The sequence below is a fragment of the Roseibium algae genome (genome assembly GCF_037783265.1).
GTDB classification, from domain to species: domain Bacteria; phylum Pseudomonadota; class Alphaproteobacteria; order Rhizobiales; family Stappiaceae; genus Roseibium; species Roseibium algae.
Genome location: NZ_JBAKIA010000001.1, coordinates 1 through 18,401 on the forward strand (window position 1 = coordinate 1; position 18,401 = coordinate 18,401).

Sequence of the window (18,401 nt, forward strand, 5' to 3'; positions counted from 1 at the left end):
CGCAACGTGCAGGGCTATGGCTGGAACCACAAGCGGGTTTACCGAATCTACTGCGAGCTGGAGTTGAACTTGCGCATTAAGCCCAGGAAACGGCTAAAGCGAGACAAGCCTGAGCCATTAGTCGTGCCTGATGCACCAAACGAGACGTGGTCTATGGACTTCATGGCAGACCAGTTGGAGGACGGCAGGTCAATGCGGACGCTGAACGTGCTAGATGACTTCAATCGCGAAGGCCTGGCCATTGAGGTCGACTTCTCGCTTCCGGCGGATCGCGTTATCCGCTGCTTGAACCAGATCATCGAGTGGCGTGGAAGGCCCAAAACTATACGTGTTGATAATGGACCCGAATATGTCAGTGGCAAGTTGATGACCTGGGCCGAAAAGCATGGCGTTCGGCTGGAATACATCCAGCCCGGCAAACCACAACAGAACGCCTATATCGAGCGCTATAACCGTACCGTTCGAGGCGAATGGTTGGGTCAATGCATCTTTGAAACAATTGAGGAGGCGCAGGAACAAGCAACTGAATGGCTCTGGACTTACAACAACGAGCGACCCAACATGGGCATTGGCGGCATCACCCCCGCCATGAAACTCAAAATGGCCGCGTGAATTCTACCACTGAGCCCCACTAATTTTAGGGGGGATTACCGCTTCAATCGCGTCATGGAGAGGACCGCTCATGAAAATTTTTCCGATGAGTTTAGGATCAATCCACAGGTCTGCACCTTCGAGCGCGGAGGAAGCCACAGCAATATCGCCATCCATGGGTTCAATAGCGCGCCCCCAGAGCTCGATACCGGTTTTCTTGTTTCGTCCAATCAGCTGGGAATCTTTTGTTTCATCGGGAATGAAACAATCCTTTTGAGATCCGAAATTCAGGAAATAGAACGGACCAGTCAGCCGGGTTGTCTTGTCCATCTCATAGATCGGAAACTCGACAAGGTCGCCCTGCCCAAGATCAAAGTCTTTCAATAGCTCCGCCAGCTTGCCTTTGACGGCAAAAAATCCGTCGATAGCAAAAAAATCTTTGACGCGGGACCAACGCTTTCCATCAAACACATAAGCAGCCTCAACGAATTCTTCTCGTTGAAGCTTTTCGCCCCGGGCGTGCCTTCTAGAATTATTAGCCTGTTCTTTAGTAGGTGCGCCATGTTCAAACTGTGGGAGCGCCCAGTCTTGCCCGAAGTGCTTTTCACGAATCCCAAGCTTATCAAAAAGCTTGTAGTTGCTGCCAACGCTACTGACCCAGATTTCATCCGACATGATTTTCTCCTGAAGGTTCGCATTTTGAATTGGCCTCGACTGCACCTCTCCCAAGCCTGAAGTGCCCATCGATTCCATTACGCAAACTCCCATCCTGTCCTGAGTACACTCAAACCTTCGGTTCATCGGCAGACGGCTTATTCGGTGCGAAAACCTTCATCTGTTCCCCAAGCCCACAGCGCAACTTTTCTTCCAGCCTTTGGCGCGGCTCGCCAGTGATGGCCACACGCAGCAAATCAGCATTGTTCAGGTAGCGTTCCGCAAGCTGGCTCAAATGGCAGCCAATGTTCCCCACGCGCGAGGCTCAAATCCTCTTTCGATACCACATCCGTATCTCAATGCGCGGTGTTCCATTGGTTCAGCATCGACATCCCGACACCCAGATGATCAGCGACCTTTTTGCGCGTAAGCTCACTGGTCAGCGCGATACGCACTGCATCTTGATGAAATTCGTCCGTTCGTTTCAGTCCCATAGTTCGTCTCTTTTGTTGCAGTAAATGCTATCAAAGGAGCGGTATCAAACCGGGACAGACTCCTTCCTTAGCGGGCGAAATCTGAGATCGAAATACTCATTCTCATCACCACGCTTCTCAGGTCAATCATGCAGGCCATATTGCCACAAGGGTCTTCGAGTTGGCCAAAATCGCAGCTTTGGGCCAATAGACCACTTACTGGAGGAGAGTTGAGACTCAGGTCATTCAACATGCATAAACTGTGGTGATAGAATGCACGAGAGAACCAAAAATAGCCGCGCAGGTGACCTCCCGCGCGGCTTATATCTTGGCTCGGTCAGACTGACACGTCCTCATCTTCCGGAATATCGGAGAATTTGAACGGTGTTGTCACCTTATTCCCCACGGCCCGTTGCAGGAGCACATGTTCAATCGCGGCAGCAATGTGGATGCCGTTCCTGAATATGAAACCGGGACTCTTTTTCTTGAATTCCGTCACCAGCTCTTTTCCGCCTCGAATGACAGCGGTGTTGTTGGCCCCCCCCTTCCGCACCAAAATGGTCGCCAGACCAATCAGCTTCTCTTCTGCGGAAGGATCGACCTTGTTCACTTTACAGAACAATTTCCAATCGACTTGATCCACATATCGCATGGACAAACGTGCGGCTACTGGGGGCGGTTGTTTTGGTGCCTTCGCTGCGGCAAGTCGCTTCTCCTTTTCATCTGCCCACTGCTTAAATATCATTTGCAGAAATTCACCCGCACTCTTGCCTGCGTGGGGGCCGTCCCCCTCTTTCTGCTGAGCCTCAATAACCCTTGACAAGTCAGCTGCCTCCTTTCCTTTTCTCTCCATCAAAAGCTGATTAAGCTCCACGAGCTGTTGTCGTAATTGATCGGATACTCCTGCCGTCTGCTGGCCAGAAGCTGCACCACCAGCACCACCACCTCCGTCAGGTCCCCGCGGTGGCCGGTCATCATTAGGCTTGTCTCCGCCGCGATCTTTCGTTTTCGCTTTTTCTCTGATCTTGTTCGCCAAAAGTAACAGAAGACTGGAAACGGTGGCCTTCGCAAATTTCCCGTTGGTCTTTTTTTGCTGCTGGATGAAAACCGTCGCCAAACTTTTGGCCTCCTCATCATTTCCTGCTTCCAAAGCAGACATGATGCTCCTTAGCTGTTGGTTCGGCGACGCCTCGTCATTACCGCTATCCCCCCCGGAATCATCGCCATTGCCATCATCAGAACCAGGAGGTGGAGGTGGAGGCGGAGGCGGAGGTGGCGGCGAAGCTGGCGGCGGAGGTATGCTGTCGTCGTCGTCATCTGAATCCGGAGGTGGCGGCGGAGAAGGCATGCTGTCGTCGTCGTCTGAATCCGGAGGAGGCGGCGGAGGAGGCATGCTGTCGTCGTCGTCTGATTCCGCTTCTGAACTGCCCTCGCTGCTGTCATCAGAATCCGGCCTGTGCCCAACCGAACCGTCCCCTTGCCCCCCTAGGTCCAGGGGCGGGATATCTCTCCCAACTTCAGCGCGCCCCAACATCTTAGCTGATTCAAGAAGGTATTCTCCGAAGCTTATATTATCGACCGTGTATTTAAAGTCCGGACTATTACTTTCGCGTATGAGGCGGTCAGCAAGCAGAGAAGCAAGGCGAGCAGCTTGCTTGTGATTGTACGCGTTAAGCGCTTTCAGAATTTCCCTATAATGGTCGGGATCATACTCTTGGAAACCAATTTCATTAATGAAATCCTCAACTGATAGCGAGGTCCGAGCCACGCTTTCGTCTTCGCCTATCGCAAATGAAGAAACTCCATCAGAAAACCTATCTTCAGACCTTGAGGCAGCATCGCTGCTCTCACTGCTGTCATCAGAAACCGACCCGTCCCTCTCAGCTTCCTTCTCGGCATCCATCTCGAGCTTGCGCTTATTATCCCTGACAAGCTCTTTGGCAATCTTTTCGATCTCTTTCCTATTTTCCTCATCGTCAGACCGTACTTCAGCCATGCCAAGACTTTGCATGCCCATCGCCAAGGTTCGCGCAGCTGCATGAGCTTCTTCATCGTTCCCTTGCTCTAGCGCTGTTCGGACAGCCTTGGATAATGGTTGAAGATCAATCAAGTTAGCACCGCCCCCGCTGCTGTCTTCGGCTGGCCGGTTTATGGACGGCTCGTCACCTTCTGCCTGACGTTGCCGATCCACACGGTCGATAGTCGCACGATTATCCAAATTTGCTCCGACCTCATAAGCAGCATCGATGTTGAACTCCCTCATGATTGCGTCATGAACATTCTGTCGGGAAAACGACTGGTCGCCGGTGATCTGAACCGCCATTGCCGTTGCTTGGGTCAAAAGCCTCCCAAGTTCCGCCTCTATTTCAGCTTTTGCCTGCTCTGCCTTACGGCCATCTGCGGTTGATATTCTTCCTATCCGGGCATCTTCAATTTTGCCCTTGGCAGCGATCAAATCTTGCAAGGCTGCAGCAATATCCTTGGCCAGGCGTACGAATCTAGCATCATTCCAGATATCCGGCTGGTCGTCATCACTGCCATTGCCATCATCCGAACTGGGAGGTGGAGGGGGCGGAGGTGTGGTGTCGTCGTCGCCGCCATCTGGTCCATCCCCCCCCGCCGGGCCGTCCCCGCCGGGGCCACCACTGCCAGCAGGGCCACCGCCCCCCGCGCCGCCATTTGGACCGCCTCCACCTGCGTCACCATCGTCAGAGTCAACTTCACCACTAGGCTGCTTGGCATATTTGCCGTGTTTTGGCCCGTCATCCTCATCGGGCTCTTCTATGAGCTCAACATCATCATCGCGGCTACCGCCATTTTGGACGTGATATTCCCAGAATTGTTCTGAACCAAAGAAGTCATTCACAAAGTTCTGTCCAACCAGATTCTCTACCTGGTATATGGCATCGTCGAACGCTTCAACCCATTCTGCTGAGTCAATGCCCCCTGGGGCCTGAGGGTCAGGCGCACCACCTTTGGCGAGCTTGGCCATTAAATCACCACCAAGATTAAGAAGCGAACTCCAACGGCTATCTTTATGAAAAAAATCTGCATACATCCGGGCCCTGGAGGCGTTATTATAGTACGCCCCAAGAAAACGTAATAAAATGTACTCTTTTCGAGAATTCTCTACATACGCCTTAAAGACCTCCCAAAGCGCGTTGTCTGTGAAAATTTCGGAAGGATATTCGGGATAGGTCTTGGAGCCGACTTTTCTCATATCTGAACCCTTTGCATATTTCTTCAGGGCTGATGCCCCGGTTCCTGTCATGTTTCTGTCATTAAGTGCCGGACTGAGGGCAAAGGGTTCACTGGGATGAGAGATTTTTGCTGCCGGGTCTGTTGCAGACTGGAAAGTCCTGGCGTGAGTCATAAGAAGTCAGGTGAGAGCTGCGATAACAAAGTCCAACTTCATGCCTGCTGGCTCTAAAACATTGATCGTCACTTGAATCCGCCAGCTCAAGGTTTGAAGGTTCCATCGGGTCTAACTGGAACAGGACGTAATCAGGGCCGCCCCCCCCCCGAAAAACAATCGGGTTTCCTGCCTTCCTCACAGCACGCAGCCGGCCTGGCACAGGGTGGCCAGTATCAGTCGTTCAAGAAATCCGAAACTTCAACAGGAACCAGGTGAACCTTTTGGTGGCCCGCCGGAACACATAAGAGCAAGCCTTCGCGTAGCCATTCGACACAGCGGGATGAGGAAAACTCAACGGCGGGTGAAGAACACGCGGAGGGCCGTGTCGAACGGCGACAAAACAACGATCCATAAAAGTCATTTTGGATTTTATGAGAAGTGTCTTGTGCAAGTGATCCGTTGACCGGGCACTCAGCGACTTCGTGAAAATACATGATCAAATTGGATTCAGGTCAGGCAGATGCGAAATCAGATTAAGACGTTGGTCAATTCGCGCAATTGGGAAATTGGTATCATCGGGATCATTGTCCTGAATGCGATAACCTTGGGGCTGGAGACCAGCCCCTCAATGGTGGCGCAATTCGGTGAGATCCTGACGTTTTCTGGCCGTTTCATTCTCGCGATTTTCGTGATCGAGATTGCGCTCAGGCTCTATGCGCACGGTCTTGAATTCCTCAAGGACCCCTGGGGCATCTTTGACTTTTCAATCGTAGCAATTGCGATGATGCCAGCCAGTGGAGCCTTTGCAGTGCTAAGATCCTTGCGCATTCTACGTGTCTTGCGGCTGATTTCTGTCGTGCCTTCCTTGCGCCGTGTCATTGGTGGCCTGGTTTCGGCACTGCCGGGCATGGCTTCCATCGTCGTCTTGATGGCATTGGTATTTTACGTCTTTGGGGTGATGGCGACAAAACTTTTTGGCGCAGCCTTTCCAGAATGGTTCGGTGATCTTGGAAGGTCGCTCTACACGCTCTTCCAGATCATGACACTGGAAAGCTGGTCTATGGGCATTGTTCGGCCCGTCATGCAAGAGTTCCCCCATGCCTGGATGTTCTTTATTCCCTTCATCCTCTGCACCGCATTCACCGTATTGAACCTCTTTATCGGTATTATTGTTTCGGCCATGCAGGAGGAAAATGACACTGAAGCAGACGTTAACCGGCAGTCTATTCAGAGCGATACCAGTGAGATCCTAGAGGAGATTAGGGCCCTTCGCGCTGAACTGAATGCCTCAAACTATCGGGAAAAATCCGCGTCGCGGTGACCTAGGTGTGGCTTCCAATGAGGGTGACTGTCTCACTTCGTCGAGGTTTGACCGGGAACTCACATCAAGGCCATATTCAGGGTGACAAGACCTTGGTGCCAACGATAACAAGGAAGACTGTGTAGACGCTGAATTTGATGAAGGTGGCGCAGCATTGCCCCCACATGCCGAAGCAATTCTATACATCATTGTGAGCGTGATCTGACACGCCATGGCGTGTGTCGCGTCGAGCAGAAACTTCGAACTCAATCCAGCCGTGCCAGCCACTCTGCAAAGAGTGCTGGCGTGATCGGTCTCAGGCCGAAGACCGATCTCCAAGCGGATTGGGTTTCACTTCGACGGAAGTCATATTGCGTTAAAACTGGCGCTCAAATGAAGATGAATTGGTGAAGCCATGCTCATAGGCAACTGAGCTGATCAGTTTCTTTTCGCCCTGGCTCCGGAGCGCCTTGTAACAGGCCGTCAAACGCTTTTTTTCTGATCAAGGCTGTGCGAAGGGCATCGTGTTTAGCGATCCTGATAGAGCAGCAATGCTCCCGCCAAGCGCCTGAGAATGCACTCAGCCGTTCTTCGCAACTGCCAACATCCAGGTGTCCAATCCGAATGCGTAACGTGTTACTGCGTTTGGTCGATGCACGTATGGTCCAAACCCGTTCATTTTTCGCTGAACGTGATTGCCGTCTCTTCAAAACAGAGCATTTTCATGGATAGATTTGCGTGCGGCAGACAGGCACAAAGAGCCCCTGCCCGACGCATTCACCAGACAATGGCCAAGCCATTTCCCGGTTCGTTCACACGCGTATAGAAATCGCATGCAAATCATGCCCCCCAAATAAAATCAGGAGTGTCACAATTGATTTGCCCACCTGGCAATGTCGGCGAGCATCGTTCTTAATTTTCCGAGCGCGATGATGACTTGATCACCACCTGCGGTTTCCGGCAATGTTTTATTATTTCTCCATGCGTCGACCGGCCGAATAGCCTTGTCAACATCCTTGAACTCCTGAGTATTTCGATCGCATTTTCCGCGATATTCATTCATGTACCTGAATAGATTGTAGGTCTCTTTTTCGATGTCATCGTTGTATGTTGTGACATTTGGAGCCACTTCCTGTTCCTTCGCCCAGACCAGTCCGCTTTTTATCTCTTTCAACAAGTTCTTCTTCAGCATAACCTTAAACTTATGGATTTCCTTTTCGTCTCTGCTCTGCTTGCTCGACAATAGGCTCCACTTGTTTTTTAAGATCGCCAGTTCCCTGTCAGAATCTGCATAGGCACTCTCGGCACCGGCAATACTGGCGTCAATAAACTTGCTCAGGATATCAAATGCCTGGGCAGACCAAGGGTGTTCCTTTTTCAAGCTAGCCTTGGAACTTTTGATATTGGCGAGAAGAATATTTCCGCTCGCTGTCGTCTTCAGTATATGAGGCCGAAAATTTTTCATGGCCTTGACCAGGAGGGTAAGATCTTTTTTCCTCCGGGCGGCATCCATTGTTTTAAAGGCAGCGTCGAGTTGCCGGTAAATTTCCGCAAGAGACGAATATCTGGTCATCTCATTGATGAACTTTTTTGCTGGACTTCCGGTCTTGTTTTTAACTGTCTTCTCGAACTCACCTAGTTTGGCTTTCCAGGCACTTTCCCACTTTCCATCATCGAGCATACTTCTTCTCCTTGCGCCGTTGCGATGCATAGACTTGTGCTTGTAAGTGCCCAGCGACCATCAAAAGGTTCAGTTCGCAATTGCATGGATTGAGGCCTGTTGAAATGAAACGCATCAGTCGCGTGAAGGCCGGCGTTTTCTCAAGCCTGCGGTTCTTGGTGGTAAAATCAGACCTGTTGCAACTCTCAAGATCTAGCTCAAAATCGAGATCTCACCTCGCGCACGACCCCGGTTTGCATGCAGTGCAAATAAAAATGCACAAATCGAGATTCGGCAAAACATCACGCATCGCGCGGGCCTGCTAAATTCAGCATGCAGATCGTTGATCGGGCCTTCTGACCAATTGGTCTGTCAACTGGGCAGCAGTTGGACCGGAGCGCGTGTATTTGCCAGTGACGCAGGTCACAGGGCTCAGCGGCTAAAATCACGCATCCTTTCGATTATGCCCCGCACAACACAAGCACTGAGCGGAAGCACCTGTTCACCGCACGAGGCCACGGAAAAGACCTCTTGGGATTTTTCGAAACAGAATTGAACCTTTTGCCATAGCCGAAGCACATACGCTCAGAATACAGGAAAGCGAACTTTAAGGATGAGATTACTCAAATCCATTAGGGCTTCCCTTCCAGGGAATATGCCCCAAACAGATGAAGCCTTACTGGCTGCCATCGCAAAGGGAGACTTAGCAGCCTTCGAACACATTCATCGACGGTATCTGCCGAAACTGATGCACTTCGCCAGACGCATTACGGGCAGCCACGAGGCGGCAGAGGAAATCGCAGACGACACCCTTATGGTCGTCTGGCGAACATCCAACCGTTTTGAGGGCCGATCAAAACCCTCTTCATGGATTTTCGGCATTGCATACCGCTTGTCCTTGAAAAAAAGACAAAGCCTTGATCGTCAAAGGAATGATGTCGTTCTTGAAGATGATTTGGTGAGCGATGACAGTGATACAGCAGAGACTTACATGCTGCAAAAAGATCTGAACAGCGCACTAGAACGCTTGACGCCTGAGTTACGAGCAGTGGTTGAACTGACTTATTACAACGGCTATCTCTACACTGAGATAGCGGAAATCCTAGAGTGCCCGGTTGGTACCGTAAAGACGCGTATGATGACGGCGAGACGACGCCTTCGTGACATACTGTCCGACGATGCCCCTATTTTATCGGAGAACGCAGTTGCTTGACAGTTCGAAATGGAGGTCTGCAAATAATCACGATGACGTATGGGAGCTTATCCCGTGGTTCGTGAATGGATCTTTGTCTGAAGCTGAAAAGGACAGAGTCAAACAGCACATGCTCACCTGCACTGATTGCGCTGCCGAAGTTGCACGCCAATACAGCCTAGCCAAAAAGGTGATGACAGAGGACCCTTTTGACCCACCCCTTGCACGAAGCTGGAGCAAACTACGGGCACAAATCAAGGCTGAAGAGCGTGCCGATACACCGCGTATCGACGTAAGGCGCTGGTTCGCTGGATGGCAAGGGGGTATCATGTTTGCAGGGGCCGGTCTGGCGGCTTGCCTATTGGCAGCAGTCATTATTATTCCGACTGACAATAACGATTTTCGCACACTGACCAGCGGCAATCAGGCTCTTCAGAACGCCATAAAGTTTCAAATCAAAGTGGATGTATCCAACGAGAAGCTTCAAGGCCTTTTGGCGGAACATGGCCTGACACTTGCCGGCGGGCCGTCAGAAACAGGTGTTTACACCGTAACAGCACCCAATGACGTGGATCTGAAAACACTATCCGAAGAACTCATGATCGCACCTGAGGTTATGTTCGCTGCTCCGGTTCAACAACCGTGATGCGCACTATATTCTTCTTGGTGTTGGCATTAATAGGAAACGCGGCGCTGCAAGCCACGTTACATGCCCAGACCCTGACGCAGACACCACAATTTCGTCTGGTTCCTGCAGATACCATTTCTCCCGTGACGCACCTGATCCTGACAGTGCCTCTCGCCGACCCCGTTTCACTCCCCGCAGTCGCCGCTGCCATCGAGACCCGGTTCGGAGTGACACTCACAGCAGAATGGCCGCTTCGATCCATCGCAGTACACTGCTTCGTTATGCAAGCCGATGACAACACCGATCTGGACGACATAATCGCCCGAATGCGTGCTGATGCCCAGATACGAACCGTGCAGAGGGTCAGAAACTTCGAGACGTTCGAGAACCTCTATTCGGACCCTTTGTTCCCGGCCCAAGGTGCACTAACCCTTATCAACGCCTCATTAGCACAACGCTATTCCGAAGGCGCAGGTGTCAAGGTGGGTGTAGTAGACTCCGCAATTGACAGCACCCATCCAGATCTTGCTGGCAGAATATCAAGTCTGCATGACTTTGTGGGCGATAACAGAGGGAAGAGCGGCGAAGCTCATGGCACCGCCATCGGAGGGATTATCGCAGCTGACGCCTCAAATTCTATCGGCATGGTCGGTGTCGCCCCCAAAGCGGAACTGGTCGAGCTCAGGGCATGCTGGCAAGCGCAGGGAGATCCGGGGCGCTGCAACAGCTTTTCCCTGGCCCGTGCACTGAATTTCGCTATTTTGAAGAAGATCAAATTGATCAACATGAGCCTTGGTGGCCCCCCCGATCCACTGCTGGAAGAACTTGTGCGAGCAGCCATAGACGATGGCCTCATCATCATAGCAGCTTGGGGCGAAGATCAGACCGCCACCTTTCCAGCCTCTGTTCCAGGGGTCATTGCGGCTGGGCGATTTGGTAAAGACCACAGCATACCAGCTCCAGCCACAGATGTGATCAGCACGGCACCGCAAAACGACTATCGTTACGTTTCCGGCTCTTCAGTCGCATCGGCCCATGTTGCAGGTGTCGTCTCTCTCTTGCTCGCCATCCGACCTGACCTCAGGTCCGATGCAATTGCAAGCGCCCTGCGCGCCGCAGTGACAGTTCGAGACGAAAAGCCAATGCTCGACGCCTGCCAAGCGCTTCGCGAAGTCGCCGAGACCAGCGTCACCTGCTTGCAGTAACATAGCTTCTCTTTTGCTGCAGCCCCGGCTCAATTTCCTGCTGGCTATATTTTTTTCCAAGACCATGAACCCGACCGGCTTCTTCAGGCACTTACTTGATGAAGGAGCCTTCGCTCGCCTGCTCATGCGCGCCTGGCCCCATTCTTACAAATGCAGCCGGAGCAAAAGGATCGCAGATGATCACGCGCATTATTTTCATGACCTTGAGTCTTATTCTTGGTGCACTCCCCGCGGCCGCACAGACTGATCGTATCGTTGCGTTGGTCATCACAGTCGGTGACGGCCAAACGCGCGCCGACGCTATCCAAGCCCAGCTTCAGCTCATTGGCGCTGAAACGTTGCGCTCAGACGCACCGAACAACGCCGAACTGCGTTCTATCCTGACCAGATTTGCCCGCGAAGCCGCCAATTCCAGAGCAACTTTTGTTTATCTCGACGTGCCAGTCGTTGACTTCCAAGGCCGATCCTTTGTTCTGCCGGAGGGGGCCGTACTGGACCGGTCGACCGACCTTTTCACGCAAGCGATTCCAATCCAGGCGTTTTCGCGATCCGCCGCGCAGGCAGCACAAGGTGGTGCAACGGTAACGACTGTCGTGACGCCCTCTCAGGCCCTGCCAGAGGGGATAACCGTGACACAAAAAGCTCCGGACCCGATTCCAACAGCGACCCCTGTTCTGATTGCAACGACGAAAGCTTTCCCAAATATCCTTGCTGCATTCGAGACAGCCCTCCTCAAGAAAGAAGTCGAAGTGAGTGCACTGCTTCGCCGCATGACTGTCCACGAAGGCGTAACTATTTCCGACTTTCCGAAACGACCAATTTATCTGCGTGAAACACCGCAAGAAGAGAAAAAGGCTGAAGCAGCTCCTGAAGCGGTTGTGATCCCCGAACTCCAACCTGAACCTGCCCCCCAACCCGAAGCGGACGTTTCAGCAGTCCCAGACACCCCAGAGATCGCGGCAAAAGAGCCGAGTGAAACCCTGGAAGAACTGACCCTGCTTGAACAATCGTTATCGCGCGCCGCAAAGCGATCCATTCAGCGCAAGCTGCGCGATCTCGAATTCTACAAGGGGCTGGTCGATGGCATTTTCGGTCCGCAAACGCGGAGCGCCATCAAGGCTTTTCAAAGTAGCAGAGCGGACAACCAATCCGGCGTTCTGACAAGACGTCAACTGCTCGACCTAAGCACTTGAAACCAGAGCCAATTTCTCTCGCTCCAACTGCGCAAATTGCGCAAAACCGAGGACCTCGATCTATGGGCCTGCGCTTCAAATACAACATCGTCCTGTTTCTGACGTGCCTACTGGGCACGGCTGCCGCCACAGGTATCTCCTATTTTATCGTTCAAAAGTCGGCAATTGAGGAGATACACCGCTCGATCAACCTAATCCGCGCAAATGCAATTGCAGTGCGTTCCTACACGCTCAATAGCATCACCCCGCTTTTGTCGAGCGACAATGACATCCTCTTCCTGCCTGAGACCGTCACCGCTTACGCGGCGCATTCTGTCTTTTCGACCTTCAAGAAGACGTTTCCCCAGTTCAACTACAAGGAAGCCGCGCTCAACCCGACCAACCCGGCTGACCTTCCTGACGAGCTGGAAACTGCACTGATCGAGAAATTACGAGAAGATCAGTCCCTCGGACAGACTTCCACAATTGTCGAGAACGACAAGGGCCGCTTTCTTACGGTCGCCTTTCCGCTGACCATCAAACAACCAGGTTGCCTACGGTGTCACTCGACGCCAGACGCCGCACCTCCGGCAATGGTCGATCTCTACGGACCGGATAACGGCTTCGGATGGAAACTCGGCGAGACCATCGGGGCCCAGATTATCTCTGCGCCCATGGCCATCGCTGATCGACGCGCTCAAGAAACGGGGATCATCCTGATCGCAGGCTTTTCCATCGTTTTCCTGCTCGTGTTCATCATGACCAACCTGATGCTAGGCCGCATTGTCCTGCGCCCGGTGCGACGTATGTCCGATGTCGCAGAGAAAGTAAGCATGGGTGATTTTTCCGTACCGGAGTACCGCAAAGCCGGTAAAGACGAAATCAGTTCTCTGTCTGTCTCCTTCAATCGGGTACGACGCAGCCTTGAACGCGCGATGAAGATGATCGATGACTGAGCAAACAGTCATAGCTCCCGGAGGCGGACGAAAGTTCGTCGGCAAATACCGGATAGATGGTATCTTAGGCGAAGGCGCGATGGGTATGGTCTATGCTGGCCAGGACCCGGACATCGACCGCCCTGTCGCCATCAAGACCATCCATCAGCATCTGATCAACGCGTCCGGGAGCCAGGACTGGTTGGACCGTTTTGCTCGTGAAGCGCGTGCCGCAGGACGTGTTCTGCACCCAAACCTCGTAACGATCTTCGAGTTTCTGCAGCAGGACGGCGTTCCTTACATTGTCATGGAGCGCGTCCGCTCGGTCACATTGGAGGATCGTCGCGCGGATGCAGATCCCCTCCCCCTGGAGGAAGTTCATGCGATCATGGCGCAAATCCTGTCAGGCCTTGCTGGTATACACGCTGCAGGCATCGTGCATCGCGATCTCAAGCCTGCAAATGTGATGCTAACCGACGATGGCACGGTCAAGTTGACCGATTTCGGCATTGCCCGCATGACTTCGATGGAAGCCACCGGCGCCGGCATGATCGGCACACCTGCCTACATGGCCCCGGAACAGCTCACAGGCAACGAAGTTGACGCCAGAGCCGACATTTATGCCAGTGGCGTGCTCCTCTACGAAGTCCTGACCGGGCGCAAGCCTTATAAAGGCGGCGGGGTAGAAGCCTTGTTCGATGCGGTGCGAAATGGCCAGATCACGCGCCCCAGCGAGATCATCCCTACTCTGCCCATAACGCTCGATGAAATCGTCCTCAAAGCGATGAGTATCGACCCGGACAAGCGTTTTGCAGACGCAATCGAAATGCGGGATGCCTTGGTAGCTGTTCTGCCAACAGCGGACCGCACCGGATTGATCGACATAGTCCCCTCTCTCCGCACAACTGCGCGGTCTGAGGGTTCCATATCGTCTTCAATGATCGACAGGATGGGCTCAAAGACGCTCCTGAAGCTTGAAAAGTACCTAACCTCAAGCATCGGGCCGATGGGAAAAATCATCGTTCGGCAAGCTGCAGAGCGTGCAACAAGCCCGGAAGAAATGATCGAAACAGTGCTGCAGGAATTTCCTGACACCAACGAACGGCAAGAGCTGAAAATTGCAATCCAGCGCGCCCTGGCCGAAGCCCCAATGTCCGCTTCAGCACTATCCCCCAGCGGTCTGTCCCAGGACACATTGCAGCAACTCACCGATCTTCTGAAACCATATCTTGGACCTATCGCCAAAATCCTGGTTAGCAAACAGGCGCGCACCGCGACTTCGTCCGAAGACATCGCACACAAGGTTGCAGAGCACATCAGTGATCCTCACGAACGCCAAGAGTTTATGAGCACCGTCAAACGCGCTCTTCACTGAAACCCTTAGGCCGAAACACTTATTTGAAAGGACATACCATGCTCGACTTGGATGATTTGCTGCGAAGTTTTGGTGAGGATGCGCCGAGCGGCGAAGATCTGGAATATGACCCTGAGTTCACCGAGCTTCAACTAGCAAGCCACCCCGGCGAGGAAAAGGTTGTCGGAGATTCAGTAATCTCTGCTGAAGATCCAGACTTTGCAGAAGTCACCCGGTTAGCGACATCACTCCTCGAACGTACGAAGGACATTCGCATTGCCGTCATACTCGCGAATGCCGCTCTTCGAACCGAGGGGCTGTCAGCCTTCGAGGAGACACTCTGCTACATCCGTCGATGCCTTGAGGAACAGTGGGAAAGCATCCATCCGCAGTTAGACGAGGAAGACGATAACGACCCCACCATGCGCGTCAACGCAGTTATCGGTTTGACTGACAGGGAGGGGGTTCTAGCCTCCCTGCGGAGCGCCCCGCTGACCAATAGCCGATCATTAGGGACATTCTGTCTTCGGGATTTACAGTTGGCGAATGGGGAGATTGAGACGCCTCCCGAAGCAATAAACGTCCCAAATCAGCAGACAATCTCGGCAGCCTTTCAGGACAGCGATGCCGAACATCTTACAAGACTTGTTCAAGCGACCAGCGCAAGTTTCGATCATGTAAAAGCCATTACGGCGATCTTCGAGGATCGAATTGGCGCACTCGGTCCCGATCTCGCGCCACTGCAGAAAACACTTTATGACATTGGGCGGAAGCTCTCGACCTATGTTGAAAACGATACCGCTGAGCCCATCGAAGAGCCGTTAGACAACGAAACACAGACACTTGAGCCAACGGCTGCAACGCGTCCAGCCAATGTTGGCTCGATCAGTTCGCCCGATGACGTCAAAAAGGCAATCGATCGCATTGTCGAATATTACGCTCGCTACGAACCTTCCAGCCCATTGCCATTGCTGCTGAACCGCGCCCGCAGGCTCGTCTCGGCCGACTTCGTCACGATCATGCGGGATATGGCCCCACAGGGAATTGAAAATGTCTCCCTCATCGGCGGCCTCGAGGCAAACGAAGAAAACGAAGATTAAATCACCAGCACCATGAACCTTTACGGCTCCTAGCGGCACTCACTTCCAGACAAACACGGGAACTCAACAATGGCCGACAGTAGTCAGAAGTTTATTGCACGCAATCGCGCACCGCGCGTTCAGATCGAATATGACGTCGAGGTTTACGGAGCGGAAAAGACTGTCCAGTTGCCCTTCATCATGGGCGTCATGTCAGACCTGTCCGGAAAATCGGAGGAACCGCTTCCAGCGGTTGCCGATCGTAAATTTCTGGAAATCGACGTCGACAATTTCGATGACCGGATGAAATCGATGAAGCCTCGGGCAGCATTTACTGTTCCAAACACACTCACCGATGAAGGCAACCTGGCCATCGACATTACCTTCGAAAGCCTGGACGACTTTTCTCCTGCCGCGATCGCCAAAAACGTCGAACCGTTGAAAAAACTGCTGGATGCGCGGACCCAACTCGCAAATCTGACCACTTACATGGACGGAAAAACCGGCGCGGAAAATCTAATGGCGCAAATAATCCAGGATCCCACACTCCTGAAGGCATTGGCATCATCGCCAGCCACATCCTCCCAGACCTCCAAGAGTGAGGAATAAGCTATGAGTGACCCCTCTCAAAAGGCAACCGAAGCGGCAACCGAAACGGTTTTCGGCTCCAGCGAATTCGCGTCCTTACTCCAGAAGGAGTTCAGACCGAAGTCGGATCAGGCAAAGACCGCGGTCGAAGAAGCCGTCCGCACTCTTGCCGAACAGGTCTTGGTAAATCAGTCGCTGGTTTCGACTGACGCCCTGCGCTCCATCGAAGGCATTATTGCCGAGATCGACAAGAAGCTGACCGAGCAGATCAACCTGATCCTTCATCACGCAGATTTGCAGAAGCTGGAAAGCGCCTGGCGCGGCCTGCACTTCCTTGTCAACAACACTGAAACCGACGAGAAGTTGAAAATCCGGGTTCTGAACATCTCGAAAAAGGATCTCTCCAAGACCCTTCGCAAATTCAAGGGCACGGCCTGGGATCAATCGCCGATCTTCAAGAAGCTCTACGAAGAAGAATACGGCCAATTCGGCGGCGAGCCCTATGGCTGCCTCCTTGGCGACTATTATTTCGATCACAGTCCTCGCGACGTCGAAATGCTGAGTGAAATATCAAAGGTGGCCGCATCCGCTCATGCACCTTTCTTGACCGCTCCGGCACCTTCGCTCTTCCAGATGGACAGCTGGTCGGAACTCGCCAATCCTCGCGATCTGACGAAGATCTTTCAGACCCCCGAATACGCCGCTTGGCGCTCTCTGCGCGAAAGCGAGGATAGCCGGTATCTAGGTCTCGCGATGCCACGTTTTCTGGGCCGACACCCCTATGGCGACAAGACCGATCCGGTCGAGGAATTCGCCTTCGAAGAAGACACCGAAGGCGCTTCCTCCGACAAGTATTGCTGGGTGAATGCTTCTTACGGCATGGCGCGCAACATCACACGATCCTTCAAGGAATACGGCTGGTGCACCCGCATCCGAGGTATCGAGTCTGGCGGGACGGTCGACAACCTGCCGACCCACACCTTTCCAACCGATGACGGCGGCGTGGACATGAAATGCCCAACCGAGATCGCAATTTCGGACAGGCGCGAAGCCGAATTGGCGAAAAACGGCATGATGCCGCTCATCCACCGCAAGAACAGCGACATGGCTGCTTTTATCGGTGCCCAATCGCTTCAAAAACCGGCGGAGTACGACGATCCAGACGCCACATCCAACGCCAACCTGGCTGCGCGGCTACCCTATCTCTTCGCGACCTGCCGTTTTGCCCACTATTTGAAATGCATCGTCCGCGACAAGATAGGTTCGTTCAAGGAACGCTCGGACATGCAGGACTGGTTGCAGAGCTGGATCGAAAATTACGTCGACTTTAATGCGAGCTCGTCACCCGAAGAGGTCAAGGCCAGAAAACCACTGGCCTCCGCTGAAGTCAAAGTTCAGGAGGTTGAGGGCAACCCCGGATACTACAACTCCCAGTTCTTCTTGAGGCCTCATTATCAACTCGAAGGACTCACCGTGTCTCTTCGTCTGGTGTCAAAGCTGCCATCGGAAAAGAACGCCGGATAATAAAAATTGAGTTGGGCGCACAGAACGCCCGTACTCGCCCCCCAACAGTATTCAGCCAAAGGAGACTATCATGGCAGACGACGCATTTATGTACATCGAGGACTCTGTTGCCAAAATTAATGGCGAAAGCACCGACAAAACGTTTGAATCCAAAAAAGCTTTCGAACTCAAGAGCGTGAGCTTCGGTATTGAAAATTCCTCCAGCATCGGCTCTTCGACCAGCGGTGCCGGACAAGGAAAGACCACATTCAATCCAATCAGTATCACAAAGCAGGTTGACTCTGCCTCCACTAGCCTCGTGCATTCATGTACCTTGGGAAACCACCTTAATAAGGCGTTTATCGAACTGCGTCGTGCCGGAGCTGTCAGTGGAAATACAGGAGGCGGTACTTTCATGAAGTTTCACTTCAAGCAAGTTCTTGTCACCAAAGTTGAATGGTCTGGCTCCGGTGGGGAAGAGAACGTAGAGGAGACTGTCGAGTTCGTCTACGGCGCAATAAAAATCGAATATTGGACGCAGGGAACAGATGGCAAGCTAAAGAAGCCCACGGGCGGCGGGGCTGAAGCTGAGTATAACCTGACTAAGAACTCAGCTAGTTTTTAGCTAAGTCTCGGACGCGACCTGAACATGCGTCCGTCAACCCCGGGGTCGGGCTGCGCCGTTCCCGGGGGCCTTGCTGATCACAACAAA

16 protein-coding genes and 1 pseudogene are annotated in these 18,401 nt (G+C 52.8%); 12 read left to right on the forward strand and 5 right to left on the reverse strand.

The window, feature by feature from the left end; genetic code table 11:
• Positions 1-612: IS3 family transposase (locus tag V6575_RS00005; RefSeq protein ID WP_340271916.1), on the forward strand; the 612-nt coding region annotated here is incomplete at its 5' end.
• Positions 613-615: 3 nt separating this feature from the next.
• Here V6575_RS00005 and V6575_RS00010 read toward each other — a convergent pair.
• From V6575_RS00010 to V6575_RS00025, 4 genes and pseudogenes are all read right to left on the reverse strand, one after another.
• A complete protein-coding gene (locus V6575_RS00010; RefSeq protein ID WP_340271918.1) occupies positions 616-1,344 on the reverse strand; it encodes a hypothetical protein in 729 nt (242 codons plus the stop codon).
• A gap of 31 nt (positions 1,345-1,375) precedes the next feature.
• The gene (locus V6575_RS00015; RefSeq protein WP_340271919.1) at positions 1,376-1,540 is read right to left on the reverse strand and encodes a hypothetical protein; all 165 of its coding nucleotides are present in this window, start codon (positions 1,538-1,540) and stop codon (positions 1,376-1,378) included.
• A gap of 64 nt (positions 1,541-1,604) precedes the next feature.
• Positions 1,605-1,739 (reverse strand): annotated as a pseudogene (locus tag V6575_RS00020) (transposase); the annotation flags it as partial.
• A gap of 316 nt (positions 1,740-2,055) precedes the next feature.
• Entirely contained in the window at positions 2,056-4,989 is a 2,934-nt protein-coding gene (locus V6575_RS00025) for a hypothetical protein (protein WP_340271920.1), read from the reverse strand.
• Positions 4,990-5,593: 604 nt separating this feature from the next.
• On the opposite strand from V6575_RS00025, the gene V6575_RS00030 reads away from it, so the two are divergent.
• A complete protein-coding gene (locus tag V6575_RS00030) occupies positions 5,594-6,394 on the forward strand; it encodes an ion transporter (protein WP_340271921.1) in 801 nt (266 codons plus the stop codon).
• Positions 6,395-7,241: 847 nt separating this feature from the next.
• On the opposite strand, the gene V6575_RS00035 is transcribed toward V6575_RS00030, so the two are convergent.
• Positions 7,242-8,054, reverse strand: coding sequence for a hypothetical protein (locus tag V6575_RS00035; RefSeq protein WP_340271922.1), 813 nt, complete (start codon positions 8,052-8,054; stop codon positions 7,242-7,244).
• A gap of 634 nt (positions 8,055-8,688) precedes the next feature.
• On the opposite strand from V6575_RS00035, the gene V6575_RS00040 reads away from it, so the two are divergent.
• The 10 genes from V6575_RS00040 to V6575_RS00085 all read left to right on the forward strand — a co-directional run bounded on the left by V6575_RS00040 (position 8,689) and on the right by V6575_RS00085 (position 18,314).
• On the forward strand, positions 8,689-9,246 hold the full coding sequence (locus tag V6575_RS00040; protein ID WP_340271923.1) for an RNA polymerase sigma factor: 558 nt from the start codon (positions 8,689-8,691) through the stop codon (positions 9,244-9,246).
• Positions 9,212-9,871: a zf-HC2 domain-containing protein gene (locus V6575_RS00045; RefSeq protein WP_340271924.1), complete on the forward strand. Its 660-nt coding sequence runs from the start codon at positions 9,212-9,214 to the stop codon at positions 9,869-9,871. Before V6575_RS00040 ends, V6575_RS00045 begins: the two co-directional genes overlap by 35 nt.
• Positions 9,871-11,058, forward strand: coding sequence for a S8 family serine peptidase (locus tag V6575_RS00050; protein WP_340271925.1), 1,188 nt, complete (start codon positions 9,871-9,873; stop codon positions 11,056-11,058). The genes V6575_RS00045 and V6575_RS00050 overlap by 1 nt, the downstream gene beginning before the upstream one ends.
• A gap of 176 nt (positions 11,059-11,234) precedes the next feature.
• The gene (locus V6575_RS00055) at positions 11,235-12,251 is read left to right on the forward strand and encodes a peptidoglycan-binding domain-containing protein (RefSeq protein ID WP_340271926.1); all 1,017 of its coding nucleotides are present in this window, start codon (positions 11,235-11,237) and stop codon (positions 12,249-12,251) included.
• Between the two features lie 62 nt (positions 12,252-12,313).
• Entirely contained in the window at positions 12,314-13,186 is an 873-nt protein-coding gene (locus V6575_RS00060) for a Tll0287-like domain-containing protein (RefSeq protein WP_340271927.1), read from the forward strand.
• Positions 13,179-14,540, forward strand: coding sequence for a serine/threonine-protein kinase (locus tag V6575_RS00065; RefSeq protein ID WP_340271928.1), 1,362 nt, complete (start codon positions 13,179-13,181; stop codon positions 14,538-14,540). Before V6575_RS00060 ends, V6575_RS00065 begins: the two co-directional genes overlap by 8 nt.
• Before the next feature lie 38 nt (positions 14,541-14,578).
• Positions 14,579-15,619, forward strand: a complete 1,041-nt coding sequence (tssA, locus tag V6575_RS00070; protein ID WP_340271930.1) for a type VI secretion system protein TssA — start codon at positions 14,579-14,581, stop codon at positions 15,617-15,619.
• 69 nt (positions 15,620-15,688) lie between these two features.
• Complete coding sequence (gene tssB, locus V6575_RS00075; RefSeq protein WP_340271931.1) at positions 15,689-16,207, forward strand: type VI secretion system contractile sheath small subunit; 519 nt, start codon at positions 15,689-15,691, stop codon at positions 16,205-16,207.
• Between the two features lie 3 nt (positions 16,208-16,210).
• Positions 16,211-17,710, forward strand: coding sequence for a type VI secretion system contractile sheath large subunit (gene tssC, locus V6575_RS00080; RefSeq protein WP_340271932.1), 1,500 nt, complete (start codon positions 16,211-16,213; stop codon positions 17,708-17,710).
• Between the two features lie 70 nt (positions 17,711-17,780).
• Positions 17,781-18,314, forward strand: coding sequence for an Hcp family type VI secretion system effector (locus tag V6575_RS00085; RefSeq protein ID WP_340271933.1), 534 nt, complete (start codon positions 17,781-17,783; stop codon positions 18,312-18,314).
• Positions 18,315-18,401: the final 87 nt, after the last annotated feature.

Bases quoted from the DNA above. Each gene is read 5' to 3' on its own strand.
- V6575_RS00010 (WP_340271918.1), bottom strand. From the start codon at position 1,344: ATGGAATCGATGGGCACTTCAGGCTTGGGAGAGGTGCAGTCGAGGCCA.
- V6575_RS00025 (WP_340271920.1), bottom strand. From the start codon at position 4,989: ATGACAGGAACCGGGGCATCAGCCCTGAAGAAATATGCAAAGGGTTCA.
- V6575_RS00030 (WP_340271921.1), top strand. From the start codon at position 5,594: ATGCGAAATCAGATTAAGACGTTGGTCAATTCGCGCAATTGGGAAATT.
- V6575_RS00035 (WP_340271922.1), bottom strand. From the start codon at position 8,054: ATGCTCGATGATGGAAAGTGGGAAAGTGCCTGGAAAGCCAAACTAGGT.
- V6575_RS00040 (WP_340271923.1), top strand. From the start codon at position 8,689: ATGCCCCAAACAGATGAAGCCTTACTGGCTGCCATCGCAAAGGGAGAC.
- V6575_RS00045 (WP_340271924.1), top strand. From the start codon at position 9,212: ATGCCCCTATTTTATCGGAGAACGCAGTTGCTTGACAGTTCGAAATGG.
- V6575_RS00050 (WP_340271925.1), top strand. From the start codon at position 9,871: ATGCGCACTATATTCTTCTTGGTGTTGGCATTAATAGGAAACGCGGCG.
- V6575_RS00055 (WP_340271926.1), top strand. From the start codon at position 11,235: ATGATCACGCGCATTATTTTCATGACCTTGAGTCTTATTCTTGGTGCA.
- V6575_RS00060 (WP_340271927.1), top strand. From the start codon at position 12,314: ATGGGCCTGCGCTTCAAATACAACATCGTCCTGTTTCTGACGTGCCTA.
- V6575_RS00065 (WP_340271928.1), top strand. From the start codon at position 13,179: ATGACTGAGCAAACAGTCATAGCTCCCGGAGGCGGACGAAAGTTCGTC.
- tssA (WP_340271930.1), top strand. From the start codon at position 14,579: ATGCTCGACTTGGATGATTTGCTGCGAAGTTTTGGTGAGGATGCGCCG.
- tssB (WP_340271931.1), top strand. From the start codon at position 15,689: ATGGCCGACAGTAGTCAGAAGTTTATTGCACGCAATCGCGCACCGCGC.
- tssC (WP_340271932.1), top strand. From the start codon at position 16,211: ATGAGTGACCCCTCTCAAAAGGCAACCGAAGCGGCAACCGAAACGGTT.
- V6575_RS00085 (WP_340271933.1), top strand. From the start codon at position 17,781: ATGGCAGACGACGCATTTATGTACATCGAGGACTCTGTTGCCAAAATT.